This is a genomic window from Streptomyces sp. NPDC002490, assembly GCF_040296045.1.
Lineage (GTDB): Bacteria > Actinomycetota > Actinomycetes > Streptomycetales > Streptomycetaceae > Streptomyces.
The window spans coordinates 1-18,051 of sequence record NZ_JBEOWM010000069.1 but is presented as its reverse complement, the minus strand read 5'-3'; the positions used below and the strand labels follow the sequence as shown (position 1 = coordinate 18,051).

The following is an 18,051-nucleotide window of genomic DNA, read 5'->3' as shown; positions in this document are numbered from 1 at the left end:
GCCGCCGCGCCGGGCGCGGGCCGCCGGACCGGAACGGCGGCCCGTCAGGACGGGGCCGGCTGTCGGTACGCGTCGAGCGCGGGTGCCGTCCGGGTGACGACGAACTCCGTGATGCGGTAGGCGCAGACCCCGGCCGTCACGAACGGATCGGTCGCGGCCAGGGCCTCGATCGCCGCGCGGTCCGTGCCGACCGCGAGCAACACCCCGCCGTCGCGCGGCTGCTTGCGGCCCGAGGCGATCACCACTCCGGAGGCGTACAAGGCGTCCAACCACGCGACGTGCGCGGCCAACTCGGCGTCCACGGCCTCGACGGGTGCGGTGTAGGTCAGTTCCAGAACGAACATGACCGAAACCCTATCGGCTCCACCCCGAACCGCGCCGCCCGGCCCGGGGTCCGGGCGGTGGGCTGCGACGCCCGCCGACCCCGTACCCTCGACGCATCATGGAAGCCGTCGCGAATCCCCGCCCCGCCCCGCTGCCCGCCGGTTGGCCCGTGAGCGAGGAAGGGGCCCGCGCCGTCCAGGACGCCCTGCGGGACGCCGTGGTGCGCGACGAACCCGGGCCCGAGCCCGGTCTCGGGCACGCGACCGGGGTGGACGTGGCGTACGACGACGCCCGCGGTGTGGTGGCCGCGGCGGCGGTGGTCCTCGACTGCGCGACCCTGAAGGTGGTCGAGGAGGCCACCGCGGTGGGTCCGGTGGCCTTCCGCTACGTCCCCGGGTTGCTCGCGTTCCGCGAACTCCCGGCCGTCCTGGCGGCGTTGGAGGCGTTGACGGTGGATCCCGGCCTGGTGGTGTGCGACGGCTACGGGCTCGCCCACCCGCGCCGCTTCGGTCTGGCGAGCCATCTCGGGGTGCTCACCGGGCGGCCCACGATCGGCGTCGCGAAGAACCCGTTCGTCTTCACCCACGGGGAGTTGGCCGAACACCGGGGAGCCGCCGCCCCGTTGCTCGCCGGGGACGAGCAGGTGGGGGCCGCGCTGCGGACCAGGGCGGGCGTCAGACCGGTGTACGTCTCGGTCGGCCACCGGGTGGCGCTGCCCACGGCACTCGCCCACACCCTGGCCCTGAGCCCGCGCTACCGCCTACCGGAGACCACCCGGCACGCCGACTCGCTCTGCCGCAGGGTCCTGGCCGGCCGTTCCTGAGGGCTCCGGGGAGGTGCGGCCCGCCGCGACCTCGGCGAGGACCCGGTCGACCCGGCGCGAGCGACGCAGCAGCCGCGGGGCCCGGGCTCCGGCGAGGCCGATGAGGACCAGCGGCACCGGCCGGCCCGCGAGGACGGCCAGGGCGATCGTCAGCGGTTCGACACCGGCCAGCGCACAGGCCAGCACCGCGGTCCGCGGGGTGAACGGCAGCATGGACAGGGCGGCCAGCACCCAGGGTCCGTGCTGGGCGACCAACTCGGCCGCCTGTTGGAACTCGGCCCGGTCCGGCGCGAGTTGCCCGGCGACCCGGAGCAGTCGGTCCCCGGCGGCCTGAACGGCGAGGGCGGTGAGCAGGGCGCCCAGAACCGAGCCGGTGACGAAGGTGAGGACGAGCGGCCACCAGCGACGCGGATGCAGCGCCGCCAGCCCCGCGAGGAGCAACTGGCCGGGCAGCACCGGCAGGACGTAGTCGCCGAGCGGGAAGGCGCCCACCGCGGGCAGGAACCAGCGCCGGTCGGCCGATCGGTCCAGCCGGGACAGCAGCCGTCCGGTCCGGGTGGAGGGCACAGGAGCGGGGGCGGTCTCAGCCATGGCGCAGCGTCCGGTAGCCGAGGGACGGGGCGAGCCGCATCAGGGGCGGCAGCAGCCGCGCCTTGCCGACGTAGACCTCCGACCGCCCCCGGGCCACGCCGTGCAGCACGGAACGGGCTGCGGCGGCCGGGCTGATCTTGCCGCGCCCACGGCCCGCGGTCATGTCCGTGTCGACGAGGGGGAGGACCGCGTCGACCACCCGGACGTGCGGCGCGCCGTCCTCGCACTGGTAGCGCAGCGCCCGGGTGAAGGTGCGCACCGCCGACTTGGCGGCGCAGTACACCGGGGCGGAGGGCTTGGGCACGACGGCCAGCCCGCTGCTGATGTTGACGATCGCCGCCGACGGCTGCCGGCGCAGATGGGGGAGCAGCCCGGTGGAGAGGGTGATGACGGCGTCCACGTTGACGGTCAGCTCGCGTCGCAGGAGTTGCCGGGTGCGGGGGAGGTCGTCGGCGAGGAAGTCGGTCAGGTGCTGCACCCCGGCGTTGTTGAACACGGCGCGCAGCGTGGGGTGGCGGGTGGGCAGCGCCTCGGTGAGGGCGTCGAGGGCCGCGGGGTCGGCGAGGTCGACGACCTCGATCGACACCCGGTCGCCGTGCGCGGCCGCGAGCGCGGCGAGTCGTTCCCGGTCGCGGCCGACGGCCACCACGTGGGCGCCGAGTCCGACCAGTTGTCGGGTGAGTTCCCGGCCGACCCCGCGGGCTCCGCCCGTGACGAGGACGGTGGTGTCGTGGAATTCCATGGGGTGACCTTCACTTCGTTGGGCTGGGGCGTCGGGCGGGGGGCCCGAACGTGGACCGGTAGGCCGCCGGGGTCATGGCGGTGCGGTGTTTGAACTGACGGGTGAAGTGCGGCTGGTCGGCGTAGCCGCAGGCGAAGCCGATGACGCCGATGGGGTGTTCACCGCGGACGAGCAGGCTCGCGGCCCGTTCCGCGCGCACCTCGCCGAGCAGCCCGGTGAAGCCCCCCGCAGCCGCCAACCGCCGTTGGAGGACCCGTGAGGAGAGCCCCAACTCCCCGGCGAGGTCGGCGAGCGTCCAGCGGCGGGCGGGGTCGGCGGCGAACAGTTCCCGGGCGGGCGCAGCCGGGTCGGTGCCGGGTTCCGCGCTCCGATCGGGGCGCGGCGGTCGGCTGCCGGACCAGGCGAAGTGCCAGTGGGCGCTGTCCCCGGGGGCAGGTTCGACGCGGAACGCGCCCTCGCTGAACACGGTGAGCGGCCGGTGCCGTCCGACGGTGACCGTGACCTCCAGGGCGCCGATCATGACCAGGAGGGCGGTGAGCACCCCGATGACGACGGCGTCCTCCGCCGGTTCGGGCGGCGCCCCGACCGGGCCGGTGTGTTCGACGACCAGTCGACCGGCCCCGCTGTCCCGCACCCGCACCCGGTGCCGGGCGTGGGTGAACCGTTCCAGCCGGCACCACCGCTCGAACAGGTCGTGCGGGGAGGCGGCGGACAGCAGGGCCGAGACGGCCGGGTCGGAGCGGACCTCGGAGAACCGCCGCCCCACCCGGAGCAGGGGCAGCAGCCCGTGCTCGTGGGCCACCTCGGCCAGGAACCGGCGCTTGGCGGCGAGCGGGAGCAGCGCTCCGGACCCGGCGGGGGCCACGGTGTGGATGCCTTCGGCGGCCAGGGCGCGCTGGGCCACCGCCACCAGTCGTGCACTCGCGTACGCCTCGTCCATGGTTCCCCTCCGTCCGGTGCCCTCACGCTAGGGCCCGGTCCGGGCCGCCGTCTTGAACGATCACGCCACCGGACCGGGCCCGTGACGTCGGATTCCGACCGGTGGCGGGCGCGGGTGGCGCCTCGTGCGGCTATCGGTGGGTATCCACGGGGACAGCCCTTAGCATCGCTTCCGGTGCCGCGAGCCGCTTGCGGGCCGGTCGCGCACGCCACGCATCCGCAGCGCGCCCGCACGGGCGCCGTCGAAAGGCCCACCCGTGACCACCGAAGCATTCGTGTACGAAGCGATCCGCACCCCGCGCGGGCGCGGCAAGGCGAACGGCGCCCTGCACGGCACCAAGCCGATCGACCTGGTCGTCGGTCTGATCCACGAGCTGCGCGACCGCTTCCCGGACCTCGACCCGGCGGCGATCGACGACGTGGTCCTGGGGGTCGTCAGCCCGGTCGGCGACCAGGGCTCCGACATCGCCCGGATCGCCGCGCTCGCCGCGGGACTGCCGGACACGGTCGCCGGGGTGCAGGAGAACCGCTTCTGCGCCTCCGGGCTGGAAGCCGTCAACCTCGCCGCGATGAAGGTCCGTTCGGGATGGGAGGACCTCGTCCTCGCGGGAGGCGTCGAGTCGATGTCCCGGGTGCCGATGGCCTCGGACGGCGGGGCCTGGTTCGCCGACCCGCTGACCAACCTCGCCACCGGATTCGTTCCGCAGGGCATCGGCGCCGACCTGATCGCCACCATCGAGGGCTTCTCCCGCCGCGAGGTCGACGCGTACGCGGTGCTCTCCCAGGAACGCGCGGCGGCGGCGCGCGCGGACGGCCGCTTCGACCGTTCGGTCGTTCCGGTGCGCGACCGGGCGGGGCTCGTCGTCCTCGACCACGACCAGCATCCGCGCCCCGGCACCACGGTGGACGGCCTCGCCGCGCTGAAGCCGTCGTTCGCGGAGATCGGCGAGCGCGCGGGCTTCGACGCGGTGGCCCTCCAGGAGTACCACTGGGTCGAGCGCATCGACCACGTCCACCACGCCGGCAACTCCTCCGGCATCGTGGACGGCGCGGCGCTCGTCGTCGTCGGCTCACGGGCGGTGGGGGAGCGCTACGGGCTCCGGCCGCGGGCCCGGATCGTCTCCGCCGCGGTGTCCGGCTCGGAGCCGACCATCATGCTCACCGGACCGGCGCCCGCCACCCGCAAGGCCCTCGCCAAGGCCGGGCTCACCGTCGACGACCTCGACCTGGTGGAGATCAACGAGGCGTTCGCGGCGGTGGTGCTCCGGTTCGTGCGGGAGACGGGCCTCCCCCTGGAGAAGGTCAATGTCAACGGCGGGGCCATCGCCCTCGGTCACCCGCTCGGCGCCACCGGGGCGATGATCCTCGGCACCCTCGTGGACGAACTCGAACGCCGGGACGGGCGCTACGGACTGGTCACCCTGTGCGTCGGCGGCGGCATGGGCGTCGCGACCGTCGTCGAACGCCTCTGACCGCGCCGCTCGTCCCCCCTCCACCCGCCCGCCGCACCCCGGAGCAGTCACCCCATGAGCGAGTCCACCACCGTCCGGCAGCCGTCCGCGATCCGCTGGCAACAGGACCGGGCCGGGGTCGTCACCCTCGTCCTCGACGACCCCCACCACTCCACCAACACCCTGAACGCGGCCTTCCAAGCCTCCCTCACCGCCGTGGCCGACCGACTGGAGGCCGAACGCAGCAGCGTCCGCGGCGTCCTCGTCACCTCCGCCAAGAAGACCTTCTTCGCCGGCGGCGACCTCAAGGAGCTGCTCGCCGCCGGCCCGGCGGACGCCGCCCAGGTGTTCGAGGCGAGCCTCGGCGTCAAGCGCGACCTGCGCCGGATCGAGACCCTGGGCGTCCCCGTGGTCGCGGCCCTGGGCGGCACCGCCCTCGGCGGCGGGTACGAGATCGCCCTCGCCTGCCACCACCGCATCGCCCTGGACGCCCCGGGCGTCAAGTTCGGCCTCCCGGAGGTCACCCTGGGCCTCCTGCCCGGAGCCGGCGGGGTGACCCGCACGGTCCGGATGCTCGGCGTCTCCGACGCCCTCCTCAACGTGCTGCTCCAGGGCACCCAGTACGGCCCGCGGCGCGCCCTGGAACTCGGACTCGTCCACGAGGTCGTGCACAGCCCCGAGGAACTCCTGGTCAGGGCACGGGCGTTCATCGACGCGCATCCGGAGTCGCGGCAGCCCTGGGACGCCCCGGGCCACCGCATCCCCGGCGGCACCCCCGCGCACCCCCGGCTCGCCGCGAACCTGCCCGCCTTCCCCGCCACCCTGCGGAAGCGGACCGCGGGGGCGCCCTGCCCGGCGCCGCGCGCCATCCTCGCGGCGGCCGTCGAGGGCGCACAGGTGGACTTCGCGACCGCGGAGGTCGTCGAGTCCCGCCACTTCACCGCCCTGGTGACCGGACAGACGGCGAAGAACATGATGCAGGCGTTCTTCTTCGACCTCCGTGCCGTCAACTCCGGTGCCGCCCGGCCCCGGGACGCCCGGCCGCGCCCGATCGGGAGGGTCGCCGTGCTCGGCGCCGGCCGGATGGGAGCGGGCATCGCCCACGCGTGCGCCCGCGTCGGGATCGACGTGGTCCTGGGGGACGTCTCCCTCGACGCCGCCGAGCGCGGCCGGGAACGCGTGGCACAGCGGTGCGCCAAGGCCGTCGCCCGGGGCCGCGGCAGCCGGGAGGAGGCGGACGCCCTGCTCGCCCGGATCACCCCCGCGGCCACCGCCGCGGACTTCGCCGGGGCGGACGCGGTCATCGAGGCGGTCTTCGAGGACCCCGACCTGAAGCGCCGGGTGCTCCAGGAGGTCGAGCCCTTCCTGGCCCCGGACGCCCTGCTGTGCTCCAACACCTCCAGCCTGCCCGTCACCGACCTCGCCGACGGGGTGCGGCGCCCGGCCGACTTCCTCGGCCTGCACTTCTTCTCCCCGGTGGACCGGATGCCCCTGGTGGAGATCGTCCGGGGCGAACGCACCGGCGACGAGGCGGTCGCCCGCGCCTTCGACCTGGTGCGCCGGCTCCGCAAGACCCCGATCGTCGTCAACGACGGGCGCGGCTTCTTCACCTCCCGGGTGATCGGGAGGTTCCTGGACGAAGGAGTGGCGATGGTCGGCGAGGGCGTCGAACCCGCCTCCGTCGAACAGGCCGCCGCCCAGGCCGGCTATCCGACGAAGGTGCTCGCCCTCGCCGACGAGCTCACCCTCACGCTGTCCCGCAGCATCCGCGCCGCCGCCCGCCGTGCCGTGGAGGACGCCGGGGGCACCTGGCAGCCGCATCCCGCGGAGGCCGTCGTCCACCGCATGGTCGACGAGTTCGACCGTCCCGGCCGGGCGGGCGGCGCGGGGTTCTACGACTACGTCGACGGTCGACGGGCGGGCCTGTGGCCGGGGTTGCGCACCCACTTCACCCGCTCCGGTGCGCCCGCGCCCCTGCCCGAGCTGTCCGAACGGCTCCTCTTCGCCGAGGCGTTGGAAGCCGTCCGGGCGTGGGACGAAGGGGTGGTCACCTCCGTCGCCGAAGCCAACATCGGCTCCCTGCTCGGCATCGGCTTCCCCGGCTGGACCGGCGGAGCGCTCCAGTACGTCGACGGCTACCGGGGCGGGCTGCCCGGCTTCGTGACCCGGGCGCGTGCACTCGCCGAGCGCCACGGGGACCGCTTCGCCCCGCCGGAGTCCCTGGTGGCGCGCGCCCGGCGCGGCGAACCCCTCCGCGACCGCTGACCCCTGCGCAGGGCTTCGCCCCGCGTGCCCACCGGTGCACGGGGCGAAGTGGCCCACGCCACAACGGAATCACCTGACGCGCGGAGCCAAATGAGCCTCTCCGGAAGCATCTTCCTCATACTGGCCATATGTCGCTCGATGTCCAACATTCTCGTATTCTCCAACCGCCTCCGCCCGGAGGCATCCTCTGGCAGGACACAGGTGACATCCGCACCTTGCTGACCCTCGGCCCGGCCTTCGTCCTCCAGGTGAGCCACCCCGCGGTCGGGGCCGGCGTCGACGAGCACTCGGCGTTCCGCACCGACCCCTGGGGCCGTGGCGCCCGCTCCGTGCGGTCCGTGCTGCTGTGGGTGTACGGGGAGGAACGGGCCGTGGCGGAGGGGCGCCGCCTGCGCGCCCTGCACCGCACCGTCGGCGGTACCGACGCCCGGGGGCGCCGCTACCACGCACTGGCCGCCCGCACCTACGCCTGGGTGCACGCCACCGGGTACCCCGTGACCCGCTACGCCCGCCCGTACCTCTGGTCCCGCCCCTACACCGAGGACGAGGAGCGCCGTTACTTCGCCGAGTGGCGTCGGGTCGGTCAACTCCTCGGCATCCACGAACGCGATCTGCCGGAGACCGTCGAAGAGTTCTGGCCCTACTACCGGGCCACCCTCAAGGAGCTGGAACTCACCGGAGTGGCACAGGAGTTGCTCGACGTCCGACGGCCGCTACCGGTCCCCGAAGCGGGGCCCCGACCGGTACGGATCGCGGTGCGCCTGCTGTGGCCCGCGCTGCGCCCGCTGTTCCTGCGGCTGCGCCGGTTCCTGTCGATCGGACTGCTGCCGCCCGAAGCGCGCACGGTGCTGGGGCTGCCGTGGACCGAGGCCCAGGAGCGTCGCCTACGGCGGCTGTGCCGGGCCATCGGTGCCGTGGTCTCCCGGCTTCCGCACCGCATGCGCTACCTTCCCGACGCCCATGCGGCCCGGGTCCGTCACGGACTGGACTGAGCGGCCGGTCGAGGACCGTCCAGGGGCGGGACACCGCGCGGTGCGCGCCGTCCCGCCCCGTCCGTCCAGTCGGATGGGGCCGGCTACGCCCTCGACCGTGTGTGCGCCCCCGCGCACGGCCGGTGCGGCACCCGCCCCCGCGCTGCCCCGCGCCGGGCCCGGCCGGCGCGCACCGGCGGATTCGCAACGGCAACCGAACCACCCCCCGGACGCCGCGACCGTCGAGGTGATCGCCTGCCATCGCACCGTTTGCCCGCAGCGAAGACCAGGCCCCGTCCGTCCGGCACCCGCCACCCCCGCCACCGCCGTCCCTCGCCCGGGCACCCGACCGGCGCCCTCCGCAGCCCGTGGCGCGCCGCCCCCCGGCCGGCCCGGCTGGGGATACTCGCCCCATGTCTGCCGCGTACGCGACCTTCGCCCTGGCACCCGCCACCCGTGCGGGCGAGATCCACGCCAACGGCGAACCCCAGGCACACCGGGACTTCGTGGACTTCATCGTCGACGGCCGCCCGTTGCTGTACCGCCTCGCCGACCTCGACGCCGTCTCCCCGCTCGCCGCTGACGTGCCACCGGCGATCTTCTCCTCCCAGGTGCGCAGCCTCCTCCTGGAAGCCCCCGCCCCGCTCGCCCACCGCCGGCACATCATCTACGCCTGTCCGGAGTGCGAGGACCTCGCCTGCGGTGCGGTGACCGCAGTCATCGAAGGGGACCCCGCCTCCCCGGAGGACGTCATCTGGCGTGACTTCGCCTGGCAGACCACCCCCCGCGTGGACCTCGTGCTCGGCGGCTACCACGGGCTGGGCCCGTTCCGGTTCCGCGGCGCCGAGTACCGTGCGGCCCTGCGCCCCCTCCTGGACACCGCCGGGCCGGCTCCGCGCCGGGTGCTGCTCGTCGGCGACCGGGTCGCCGTGCTGGCCCGGCTCGCCGCGGCCCTGCGCACCATCGGCATCGGCGCCGAGATCACCCGGGACGCCGCCCGGGTGCCCCCCGCCGAACTGCGCACCTACGGCGCGGTCGCCTTCGGCGCCACCGTCCCCACCGGCGAACGCACCCAGGTCCGCGCCGCATTCGCGCACGCCGGGGTCAACGTCACCTACGTCGACGGACTGGCGCCCATCGTCCCCCTGCTCGTCGCCCAGGTCGAACACGCCCTGGACACCGCCCCGGCCGGACGCCGCAGGCTCACCCGCCTCGCGCGTTCCGGAGACGAGGCCGGCATCGACGTCACCTCCACCTGCCGGGTCCGCGTGCTGGCCTACCGCCTCGACCGACTGCGCCGTGCCCGCACCCAGGAGGTGTTCGACGGGGTGCTCGGCCCCGGCCACCACCGAATCCCGCTTGACGGTGGCCTGCGCCGGAGCCGATCCTTCCTGGTGGCGCGCACCACGGACAGCGTGCTCGTCGCGCCGTCCGCACGGTGACGGCGGCGGCCGCCGGGCGCCGTCCACGACGGACCACGACCAGCAGGGGGTACCCGCCGATGTGCCGGTGACCGAGGACCGTCCCGACGGACGAGACCCCGCCCCCGGGCCGCAGCGCACGCGCCTGCGGGCACCCGGCGCGGGCGCAGCGGTGTGCGTCCGTCGTACGCTCGTCACCCACTCCCACGATCGGACCCCATGACCGCCACCCTCGTCGCCAAGGACCTCGCCGCGGGCCACGGCAGCCGCTCCCTCTTCTCCGGACTCGAACTCGTCGTCGCCCCCGGGGACGTGATCGGCCTCGTCGGCGCCAACGGCGCGGGCAAGTCCACCCTGCTGAGACTGCTCGCCGGACTCGACGCCCCCGAGGAGGGCGTCCTACGGCTGTCCCCGCCGCACGCCACCGTCGGCCACCTCCCCCAGGAACCCGACCGGCGTCCCGGCGAGAGCGTCCGCGCCTTCCTGGGCCGCCGCACCGGTGTCACCGAAGCCCAGCACGCCATGGACACCGCCACCCAGGCACTCGTGGACGGCGCCCCGGGCGCCGACGACGCCTACGCGGTGAGCCTGGAGCGCTGGCTGGCCCTGGGCGGCGCCGACCTGGACGAACGCGCCGAGGAGACCGCCGCCCAACTCGGCCTCGGCGTCGACCTGGACCAGCCCATGACCACCCTCTCCGGGGGCCAGGCGGCCCGCGCCGGGCTCGCCTCCCTGCTGCTCTCCCGCTACGACGTGTTCCTGCTGGACGAGCCCACCAACGACCTCGACCTCGACGGGCTCGACCGGCTCGAACGCTTCGTGCAGGGGCTGCGCGCGGGCACCGTCCTCGTCAGCCACGACCGCGAGTTCCTCACCCGGACCGTCACCAAGGTCCTGGAACTCGACCTCGCCCAGCAACAGGTGAACCTGTTCGGCGGCGGCTACGCCTCCTACCTGGAGGAACGCGAGACCGCGCGCCGCCACGCCCGCGCCGCCTACGAGGAGTACGCCGACAAGAAGGCGTCCCTGGAGTCCCGGGCCCGCACCCAGCGGGCGTGGATGGACAAGGGCGTCAAGAACGCGCTCCGCAAGTCCCCCGACAACGACAAGATCCTGCGCCGGGCCCGTGCCGAGTCCAGTGAGAAGCAGGCGGCCAAGGCCCGGCAGACCGATCGGCTCATCGAGCGGCTGGACAAGGTGGAGGAACCCCGCAAGGAGTGGGAGCTGCGGATGGAGATCGCCGCGGCGCCCCGCTCGGGCGCCGTGGTCGCCACCCTGCGCGGGGCCGAGGTGCGCCGCGGTGACTTCCGCTTCGGTCCGGTCGACCTCCAGATCGACTGGGCCGACCGGATCGCCGTCACCGGCCCCAACGGCTCGGGGAAGTCCACCCTGCTCGCCGCGCTGCTCGGACGCCTCCCCCTGGACGCCGGGCACAGCGCGCTCGGACCGGGCGTCGTCGTCGGCGAGGTCGACCAGGCACGGGCCCTCTTCCACGGGCCGCAGCCGCTGATCGACGCCTTCCGGCTCGCCGTGCCGGACACCGAGCCCGCCGAGGTGCGGACCCTGCTCGCCAAGTTCGGGCTGGGCGCCGGCCACGTGCTGCGCCCAGCGGCCACCCTGTCACCCGGTGAACGGACCCGCGCCGCCCTCGCCCTGCTCCAGGGCCGGGGCGTCAACCTCCTGGTGCTGGACGAGCCGACCAACCACCTCGACCTGCCCGCCATCGAGCAGTTGGAGTCCGCGCTGGGCGCCTACCCGGGCACGCTGCTGCTGGTCACCCACGACCGGCGGATGCTGGACGCCGTCCACACCACCCGCCGGGTGGCCGTGGCCGACGGTCGGATCACCGAGGGCTGAGCCACCCGACGCACGAGGGGGCGGCGCGGGATCCGGCCGCCCCCTCACCGTCGCTAGCCCAGTCCGGCGCGCCGCAGCGCGTCGGCCATCGCACCGTTCGCCGGCTGCGCGGCCGGCCGGGACCCGCCGCCGCCCCTGCCCTGTCGCGGCTGGGGCGCCCGCCGGCCCTCGCGGGCGGCACCCTCCCGGGAGGGCCGGGCCGCGCCGTCCCGGCCCTTCGGGGCCTCGTCGTCCAGCCGGAGCGTCAGGGAGATCCGCTTGCGCACGGCGTCCACGTCCAGGACCTTCACCCGGACGACGTCTCCGGGCTTCACCACGTCCCGCGGATCCTTGACGAAGGTCTTCGACATCGCCGACACGTGGACCAGCCCGTCCTGGTGCACACCGACGTCCACGAAGGCGCCGAACGCGGCGACGTTGGTGACGACCCCTTCGAGCACCATCCCCGCGACCAGGTCGGAGAGCTTCTCCACGCCCTCCTTGAACGTCGCCGTGCGGAACGCGGGCCGCGGGTCGCGCCCCGGCTTCTCCAGCTCCCGCAGGATGTCGGTGACCGTCGGCAGACCGAAGGTCCCGTCCACGAAGTCACCGGGCCTCAGGGACCGCAGCGCGGTGCCGTTGCCGATCAGGGCGGCCACCTCGCCCCCGCTCGCCCGCACCATCCGCCGCACCACCGGATACGCCTCCGGGTGGACGCTGGAGGCGTCCAGCGGATCGGCGCCGCCCCGGATGCGCAGGAAGCCCGCGCACTGCTCGTACGCCTTGGGGCCGAGCCGGGACACGTCCTTGAGCGCGGTCCGGGACCGGAAAGGGCCGTGGGCGTCCCGGTGGGACACGATGTTCTCGGCGAGGCCGGTGCTGATGCCCGACACCCTGGCCAACAGCGGCGCCGAGGCCGTGTTCACGTCCACCCCCACGCCGTTCACGCAGTCCTCGACGACGGCGTCCAACGAACGGGACAGCTTCACCTCGGACAGGTCGTGCTGGTACTGGCCGACCCCGATGGACCGGGGGTCGATCTTCACCAACTCGGCGAGCGGGTCCTGCAACCGCCGTGCGATGGACACCGCCCCGCGCAGCGACACGTCCAGGTCCGGGAGTTCCTGCGAGGCGAACGCCGAGGCCGAGTACACCGAAGCACCGGCCTCGGACACCATCACCTTGGTCAGCTTCAACTCGGGATGCCGGGCGATCAGGTCGCCGGCCAGCTTGTCCGTCTCCCGGGAGGCGGTGCCGTTGCCGACGGCCACCAGCTCGACCGCGTGCTCCGCGGCCAGCCGCGCCAAGGCGGCCACCGAGGCGTCCCAGCGGTTCTGCGGCACGTGCGGATGGATCACGTCCGTCGCCACGACCTTGCCGGTGGAGTCCACCACGGCCACCTTCACCCCGGTGCGGAAACCGGGGTCGAGGCCCAGCGTGGCCCGGGTGCCGGCCGGGGCGGCCAGCAGCAGGTCCCGCAGGTTGGCCGCGAAGACCCGGACCGCCTCGTCCTCGGCGGCGGTCCGCAACCGCAGCCGCAGATCGATCCCGAGGTGCACCAGCACCCGGGTCCGCCAGGCCCAACGGACGGTGTCCTTCAACCACTTGTCCGCGGGACGACCCCGGTCCGCGATGCCGAAGCGCGCGGCGATCGACTGCTCGTACGAGGTGGGGGCCGGGGGAGCGGTCGGGTCCCGCGGCTCCTCGGGCTCCAGGGTGAGGTCGAGGACCTCCTCCTTCTCGCCGCGCAGCATCGCCAGCACCCGGTGCGAGGGCAGTGCGGTGAACGGCTCCGCGAAGTCGAAGTAGTCGGCGAACTTGGCCCCCGCCTCCTCCTTGCCCGCCCGCACCTTCGCCGCGACGCGCCCCCGCGTCCACATGCGCTCCCGCAACTCGCCGATCAGGTCCGCGTCCTCGGAGAACCGCTCGGTGAGGATCGCCCGGGCCCCGTCCAGCGCGGCCTGCGGGTCGGCGACGCCCTTGTCGGCGTCCACGAACGCGCCCGCGGCGGCCAGCGGCTCCACCGACGGGTCGCCGAGCAGGCCCTCCGCCAGCGGCCCCAGCCCCGCCTCGCGGGCCGTCTGCGCCTTGGTGCGCCGCTTCGGCTTGAACGGCAGGTAGACGTCCTCCAGCCGGGCCTTGGTGTCCGCCGCCCGGATCGACGCCTCCAGCGCCCCGGTCAGCTTGCCCTGCTCGCGCACCGAGTCGAGAACCGCGGTCCGCCGCTCCTCCAGCTCCCGCAGATAGCGCAGCCGCTCCTCCAGGGCGCGCAGCTGGGCGTCGTCGAGGGACTCGGTCGCCTCCTTGCGGTAGCGGGCGACGAAGGGCACCGTCGCACCGCCGTCGAGCAGTTCCACCGCGGCCCGCACCTGCCGCTCCCGCACGCCGAGCTCCTCGGCGATCCTGCCTTCGATGGACCCTACGAGGGGTGTCGTCACGATCCCGTCCCGCCTTCTTCACTGAGGTTGCGCCGCAATTGTCGCAGGTGCCGGTGACAACGGGCGGCCGCCGCCTCGCCGGCCGACGGGAGCGGGCCGACCCGGCGCCCTCGCCGTCCCCCACCGCCCGCAGCCCCGCCAGGGCGCGTGGGCAGCGGCGAGGAGGAGCGCCCTCCTGCCCCCTCCCGTGCCCACCGGGCGCTCGGGCCGCCGTGCGGACCCGTGCTGAGGGGCGGTCAGTCCGCCGCCGGGCCCGTCCCTCCCGGGCCCGCCGAGGGTCGTGGCAGGAAAGGTGGGACACCCGTCATTGCGGTCGTCCACCGGGAGCGAAGAGGATCGACGACATGCAACGAACCGTCCTCGTGCTCCTCTTCGACGGGGTGCAGAGCCTCGACGTCACCGGGCCCACGGAGGTGTTCAACGGCGCCTCGTACGCCCTGGGCGACCCGACCGGGGGCTACCGGGTGCGCACCGCGGCACCGGACGGCCGCCCGGTGCGGACCTCCAGCGGCCTGCTGCTCGTTCCGGACACCGACCTGGCCGGGGCGCCGTCCGCGCACGTCCTGGTGGTGCCCGGCGGCGACGGCGAGGGCCCGGAACAGGAGTCGGTCGTCGCCTGGCTGCGGGAGCACGGGGCGGGCGCCGAACGGTTGGTGTCGGTCTGCACCGGAGCCGTGCTGCTGGCCCGGGCGGGGTTCCTGGACGGCCGCCGGGCGACCACCCACTGGGCGTACTGCGACGCCCTGGCGCGCGAGCACCCGGCCGTGACGGTCGACCCCGACCCCATCTTCGTCCGGGACGGCGCCATCGCCACCTCGGCCGGCGTCACCGCGGGCATCGACCTGGCCCTGGCCCTCGTCGAGGAGGACCACGGCCGCGAGGTGGCCCTGACCATCGCCCGCCACCTGGTGGTCTATCTGCGCAGGCCCGGCAACCAGGCCCAGTTCAGCGCGGCGCTGGCCGCCCAGACCGCGAGCCGGGCGCCGCTGCGGGAGGTGCAGCGCTGGGTGGTGGAGCACCCGGCGGCCGACCTGTCCGTGGACGCGCTCGCCGCCCGGGCGGCGCTGTCCCCGCGGCACTTCGCCCGGGCCTTCCGCGCGGAGACCGGCGTGACCCCCGGGCGGTACGTGGAGCGGGTCCGCGTCGAGCACGCCCGGCGGTTGCTGGAGGAGACGGCGGACGGGATCGAGGAGGTCTCGCGCCGCTGCGGCTACCGCACCCCGGAGGCCCTGCGCCGCGCCTTCGTGCGCACCGTGGGCGCTCCGCCGGCCGACTACCGCCGTCGCTTCCGTTCCCCTTCCTGACGCGCGGGCCCGTCCCGCGCCCCGCACCAGAAGACGCACACGAGAGAGAGGCACCCGAATGCAATTGGCCATCGTCCTGTTCGAGGGGTTCACCACCCTGGACGCCGTGGGTCCCTACGAGACCCTGCAACACCTCCCGGACACGGAAACGGCCCTGGTGGCCGCCGCCCGCGGCCCGGTCCGCAACGACTCGGGCGGTCTGGCGCTGGTCGCCGACCGGACCTTCGCCGAGGTGCCCCGCCCCGACATCGTGGTGGTCCCCGGCGGCCCGGACGTCACCCCGCAGACCCGGGACCCCGACCTCCTGGACTGGCTGCGCGCCGTCGACGCGCACACCACCTGGACGACCTCCGTGTGCACGGGGTCGCTGGTCCTCGCCGCGGCCGGGCTGCTCACCGGGCGCCGGGCCACCACCCACTGGCTGGCGCGCGAGGAGTTGGGTGCCGCGGGGGCCGTGCCGAGCCCGGAGCGGGTGGTGTTCGACGGGAAGTACGTGACCGCCGCGGGGGTGTCGTCGGGCATCGACATGGGGTTGACCCTGGTGGGCCGGATCGCGGGTGACCGTGCGGCCCAGAGCGTCCAGTTGCTGCTGGAGTACGACCCGCAACCGCCCTACGACGCGGGCGCCCCGGAGAAGGCCCCCGCCGACCTCGTCGCCCACTGGAGGGCGACGGCGGGCTGAGGTCCCTCCACGGGTGCGCCCGCGGAACGCCGCGGGCCTACTCCGCGGGCTGCGGCGGCCAGGGGAACCGGGGCGGCCGGTTGTCGAGGAAGGCGGCGACGCCCTCGGCGGTCTCGCCGCTGCTGCGGGCGAGCGCCGCCCACTGCTCGGCCCGGTCGGTACGGCCCGCCGCGAAGTCCTTGGCCGCCGCCTGGGTGAGCTGCGAGCGGGTGGTGAGCAGCGCGGTGAACGCGGCGACCCGCTCGTCCAGCGCGTCGGCCGGCAGCACCTCGTCCACCAGGCCGGTGCGCAGTGCCCGGGCGGCGTCGATCAACTCGCCCGAGAACAGCAGGTACTTCGCCGTCGCCGGCCCCACCAGGGACACCAGTCGCCGGGTCGACGACTCGGCGTAGACGATGCCCAGGTTCGCGGGCGTCACCCCGAACAGGGCCTCCTCGTCGGCGAACCGCAGGTCACAGGCGACGGCGAGCTGGCAGCCACCGCCCACGCAGTGCCCCCTGACCACGGCCAGCGTCGGCTTGGGGAAGGCGGCGAGGGCCTCCTCGGCGCGCACGGCCAGGGCCTGGGTGGCCTCGGCCGTGCCGGGGGGCCCGCTGAGGGTGGAGATGTCCGCGCCCGCGCAGAACGTTCCGCCGGCACCGGTCAGGACCAGGGCCCGGACGGCGGGGTCGGCGGCGAGCTCGTCGAGGATCGGCGGCAGCGACTGCCACATCTCCTCGGTCATGGCGTTGCGCTTCGCGGGCTGGCAGATGACGATCGTCGCCACCCCGTCGGTCACGCCGTACGGCAACTGAGGCTCCATGCGCCGGATGCTATCCGCCGCGCGTGAACGTACGATCATCAGTGGGGGTCGTGCCGTTCCGGGAGGCGCCCATGAGTACGCCCCGTACCGAGGCCAAGAAGCTGCGCCGGGGGTTCACGGGTCTGGTGGTGCTCGGCCTGCTGCTGGTCGTGGCCGGTGTGGTCGGGCTGGTGTACGTCGGCGTGGCGACCCTCACCTCGATGCTGCTGTTCGGTTGGCTGCTGCTGATCGGCGGGGTGGTCGGCCTGGTGCACGCGGTCCAGGCGCGACGCGAGAGCTACTTCTGGCCCGCGGTGCTCATCGCCGCGCTGTACCTCGCGGCGGGCATCGTGATCCTGCGCCGCCCGGACGTGGCGGCGGCGACGCTCACCATGTTCGCCGCGCTGCTGTTCCTGGCCGGAGGGCTGTTCCGGCTGGTCGGAGCCCTGGTGGCGCGGGGGCCCCAGCTCGGCTGGGCGCTGGTGCAGGGAGCCCTGGGGGTGCTCCTGGGGGTGTTGGTCCTCGCGGAGTGGCCCAGCAGCAGCGTGTACGTCATCGGCTGCTTCTTCTCGCTGGCGCTGCTCTTCGACGGGCTCGGACTGATCGCCACCGGCCTCGGCGGGCGCCAGATCGTCGGGCTGGTCACGGAGGCCCTGGTCGGACCGGAGGAGCCGAAGCCCCCGACCGGCCCGCCCGGAACCCCTACCCACTGAGGATCGCGTACAACCCGAAGAACGGGAGAGTGTCCGAACGCGACAAATCGATTCACGAGTAGTCGTCGCGGCCGGCGGACCCCATGCGCGTTCGGTCACAATGCGTCGATACGTGCTGACTTCTGGTCAGTTCTCCGAGGAGGGTCCGCGCGTTCCCAACACTCGGTATGTGGAGACAACCGAGCGCAAGGGCGGAGACCGGACGATGGACAGCGGCGGGTGGGATTCCGGACCTCCTTCCGGAGTCGGCCACCAGGTACCCCCTGGCGTCGTCGACCCCCTGCCCTACGAGGGGGTCTGGCGCCTCCAGGCCCCCGCGGCGGACGCCTCGGTGCCCCGTGCCCGCCGTGCCGTGCGCGACCTGCTGCTGCGCCAGCGGGTTCCGTTGGCCGAGGAGGTCCTCCACGGGCTCCTGCTGATCGTCTCGGAGCTGGCCACCAATGCGGTCAAGCACGCGGCCGTGCTGTCACCGCTGCTCTCCGTGGAGCTCGCGGTCGGGGCCGAATGGGTGCGGGTGTCGGTGGAGGACAACCACCCCTACCGTCCGACCGCCCTGGAGGCCGACCACGGGCAGACCGGCGGCCGGGGCCTGCTCCTGGTGCGCGAGGTGACCCGGGAGGTCGGCGGGGTGTGCGACGTCGAGCAGACGCCGGGCGGCGGAAAGGTCATCTGGTCCGCCCTGCCGCTCGTCCCCCGCGCCGTCGCGCACCACTGACCGCGGGGGGAGGGGAAGACGCGGCGTGGCCCGGATCCCCGCGGGGATCCGGGCC

Annotated in this window: 16 protein-coding genes; 10 read left to right on the top strand and 6 right to left on the bottom strand. The window is 74.6% G+C overall.

Annotated elements, in window-relative coordinates; genetic code table 11:
* Positions 1 to 44 precede the first annotated feature (44 nt).
* On the bottom strand, positions 45 to 344 hold the full coding sequence (locus ABT092_RS28515; RefSeq protein ID WP_351248923.1) for a YciI family protein: 300 nt from the start codon (positions 342 to 344) through the stop codon (positions 45 to 47).
* Positions 345 to 442: 98 nt separating this feature from the next.
* Here ABT092_RS28515 and ABT092_RS28510 point away from each other — a divergent pair, with 98 nt between their 5' ends.
* A complete protein-coding gene (locus ABT092_RS28510; RefSeq protein ID WP_351248921.1) occupies positions 443 to 1,147 on the top strand; it encodes an endonuclease V in 705 nt (234 codons plus the stop codon).
* Here ABT092_RS28510 and ABT092_RS28505 read toward each other — a convergent pair.
* The 3 genes from ABT092_RS28505 to ABT092_RS28495 are packed head-to-tail and all read right to left on the bottom strand — an operon-like array spanning position 1,085 to position 3,420.
* Positions 1,085 to 1,738 carry a VTT domain-containing protein gene (locus ABT092_RS28505; protein ID WP_351248919.1) on the bottom strand — a complete coding sequence of 218 codons (654 nt, stop codon included), beginning with the start codon at positions 1,736 to 1,738 and terminating at the stop codon, positions 1,085 to 1,087. The two genes, ABT092_RS28510 and ABT092_RS28505, sit on opposite strands and share 63 nt — an antisense overlap.
* The gene (locus ABT092_RS28500; RefSeq protein WP_351248917.1) at positions 1,731 to 2,480 is read right to left on the bottom strand and encodes an SDR family oxidoreductase; all 750 of its coding nucleotides are present in this window, start codon (positions 2,478 to 2,480) and stop codon (positions 1,731 to 1,733) included. The genes ABT092_RS28505 and ABT092_RS28500 overlap by 8 nt, the downstream gene beginning before the upstream one ends.
* 10 nt (positions 2,481 to 2,490) lie before the next feature.
* Entirely contained in the window at positions 2,491 to 3,420 is a 930-nt protein-coding gene (locus ABT092_RS28495; protein WP_351248915.1) for a helix-turn-helix transcriptional regulator, read from the bottom strand.
* Between the two features lie 256 nt (positions 3,421 to 3,676).
* Here ABT092_RS28495 and ABT092_RS28490 point away from each other — a divergent pair, with 256 nt between their 5' ends.
* The 5 genes from ABT092_RS28490 to ABT092_RS28470 all read left to right on the top strand — a co-directional run bounded on the left by ABT092_RS28490 (position 3,677) and on the right by ABT092_RS28470 (position 11,384).
* A complete protein-coding gene (locus ABT092_RS28490; RefSeq protein WP_351248913.1) occupies positions 3,677 to 4,891 on the top strand; it encodes an acetyl-CoA C-acetyltransferase in 1,215 nt (404 codons plus the stop codon).
* A 54-nt stretch (positions 4,892 to 4,945) separates the two neighbouring features.
* Complete coding sequence (locus tag ABT092_RS28485; RefSeq protein ID WP_351248911.1) at positions 4,946 to 7,135, top strand: 3-hydroxyacyl-CoA dehydrogenase NAD-binding domain-containing protein; 2,190 nt, start codon at positions 4,946 to 4,948, stop codon at positions 7,133 to 7,135.
* A 128-nt stretch (positions 7,136 to 7,263) separates the two neighbouring features.
* Complete coding sequence (locus ABT092_RS28480; protein ID WP_351248909.1) at positions 7,264 to 8,127, top strand: oxygenase MpaB family protein; 864 nt, start codon at positions 7,264 to 7,266, stop codon at positions 8,125 to 8,127.
* Positions 8,128 to 8,519: 392 nt separating this feature from the next.
* Entirely contained in the window at positions 8,520 to 9,548 is a 1,029-nt protein-coding gene (locus ABT092_RS28475) for an oxidoreductase (RefSeq protein ID WP_351248907.1), read from the top strand.
* A gap of 198 nt (positions 9,549 to 9,746) precedes the next feature.
* Entirely contained in the window at positions 9,747 to 11,384 is a 1,638-nt protein-coding gene (locus ABT092_RS28470) for an ABC-F family ATP-binding cassette domain-containing protein (RefSeq protein WP_351248905.1), read from the top strand.
* Between the two features lie 53 nt (positions 11,385 to 11,437).
* Here ABT092_RS28470 and ABT092_RS28465 read toward each other — a convergent pair whose 3' ends face one another.
* Positions 11,438 to 13,801: a Tex family protein gene (locus tag ABT092_RS28465; RefSeq protein ID WP_351248903.1), complete on the bottom strand. Its 2,364-nt coding sequence runs from the start codon at positions 13,799 to 13,801 to the stop codon at positions 11,438 to 11,440.
* 344 nt (positions 13,802 to 14,145) lie between these two features.
* On the opposite strand from ABT092_RS28465, the gene ABT092_RS28460 reads away from it, so the two are divergent.
* Together ABT092_RS28460 and ABT092_RS28455 are read left to right on the top strand one after the other, a co-directional pair.
* Positions 14,146 to 15,105, top strand: a complete 960-nt coding sequence (locus tag ABT092_RS28460) for a GlxA family transcriptional regulator (protein ID WP_351248901.1) — start codon at positions 14,146 to 14,148, stop codon at positions 15,103 to 15,105.
* A gap of 58 nt (positions 15,106 to 15,163) precedes the next feature.
* A complete protein-coding gene (locus ABT092_RS28455) occupies positions 15,164 to 15,787 on the top strand; it encodes a DJ-1/PfpI family protein (RefSeq protein ID WP_351248899.1) in 624 nt (207 codons plus the stop codon).
* Positions 15,788 to 15,824: 37 nt separating this feature from the next.
* Here the strand turns inward: ABT092_RS28455 and ABT092_RS28450 are convergent, their stop codons facing one another.
* Positions 15,825 to 16,589, bottom strand: a complete 765-nt coding sequence (locus tag ABT092_RS28450; protein WP_351248897.1) for an enoyl-CoA hydratase/isomerase family protein — start codon at positions 16,587 to 16,589, stop codon at positions 15,825 to 15,827.
* Between the two features lie 71 nt (positions 16,590 to 16,660).
* On the opposite strand from ABT092_RS28450, the gene ABT092_RS28445 reads away from it, so the two are divergent.
* Together ABT092_RS28445 and ABT092_RS28440 are read left to right on the top strand one after the other, a co-directional pair.
* A complete protein-coding gene (locus ABT092_RS28445; protein WP_351248895.1) occupies positions 16,661 to 17,281 on the top strand; it encodes an HdeD family acid-resistance protein in 621 nt (206 codons plus the stop codon).
* A gap of 205 nt (positions 17,282 to 17,486) precedes the next feature.
* Positions 17,487 to 17,996 carry an ATP-binding protein gene (locus ABT092_RS28440; RefSeq protein ID WP_502968524.1) on the top strand — a complete coding sequence of 170 codons (510 nt, stop codon included), beginning with the start codon at positions 17,487 to 17,489 and terminating at the stop codon, positions 17,994 to 17,996.
* Positions 17,997 to 18,051: the final 55 nt, after the last annotated feature.

What these genes read in the sequence shown, in the direction of transcription:
- ABT092_RS28515 (WP_351248923.1), bottom strand. Translation starts at nt 344, where the DNA reads ATGTTCGTTCTGGAACTGACCTACACCGCACCCGTCGAGGCCGTGGAC.
- ABT092_RS28510 (WP_351248921.1), top strand. Translation starts at nt 443, where the DNA reads ATGGAAGCCGTCGCGAATCCCCGCCCCGCCCCGCTGCCCGCCGGTTGG.
- ABT092_RS28505 (WP_351248919.1), bottom strand. Translation starts at nt 1,738, where the DNA reads ATGGCTGAGACCGCCCCCGCTCCTGTGCCCTCCACCCGGACCGGACGG.
- ABT092_RS28500 (WP_351248917.1), bottom strand. Translation starts at nt 2,480, where the DNA reads ATGGAATTCCACGACACCACCGTCCTCGTCACGGGCGGAGCCCGCGGG.
- ABT092_RS28495 (WP_351248915.1), bottom strand. Translation starts at nt 3,420, where the DNA reads ATGGACGAGGCGTACGCGAGTGCACGACTGGTGGCGGTGGCCCAGCGC.
- ABT092_RS28485 (WP_351248911.1), top strand. Translation starts at nt 4,946, where the DNA reads ATGAGCGAGTCCACCACCGTCCGGCAGCCGTCCGCGATCCGCTGGCAA.
- ABT092_RS28480 (WP_351248909.1), top strand. Translation starts at nt 7,264, where the DNA reads ATGTCGCTCGATGTCCAACATTCTCGTATTCTCCAACCGCCTCCGCCC.
- ABT092_RS28475 (WP_351248907.1), top strand. Translation starts at nt 8,520, where the DNA reads ATGTCTGCCGCGTACGCGACCTTCGCCCTGGCACCCGCCACCCGTGCG.
- ABT092_RS28470 (WP_351248905.1), top strand. Translation starts at nt 9,747, where the DNA reads ATGACCGCCACCCTCGTCGCCAAGGACCTCGCCGCGGGCCACGGCAGC.
- ABT092_RS28460 (WP_351248901.1), top strand. Translation starts at nt 14,146, where the DNA reads ATGCAACGAACCGTCCTCGTGCTCCTCTTCGACGGGGTGCAGAGCCTC.
- ABT092_RS28455 (WP_351248899.1), top strand. Translation starts at nt 15,164, where the DNA reads ATGCAATTGGCCATCGTCCTGTTCGAGGGGTTCACCACCCTGGACGCC.
- ABT092_RS28450 (WP_351248897.1), bottom strand. Translation starts at nt 16,589, where the DNA reads ATGGAGCCTCAGTTGCCGTACGGCGTGACCGACGGGGTGGCGACGATC.
- ABT092_RS28445 (WP_351248895.1), top strand. Translation starts at nt 16,661, where the DNA reads ATGAGTACGCCCCGTACCGAGGCCAAGAAGCTGCGCCGGGGGTTCACG.
- ABT092_RS28440 (WP_502968524.1), top strand. Translation starts at nt 17,487, where the DNA reads ATGGACAGCGGCGGGTGGGATTCCGGACCTCCTTCCGGAGTCGGCCAC.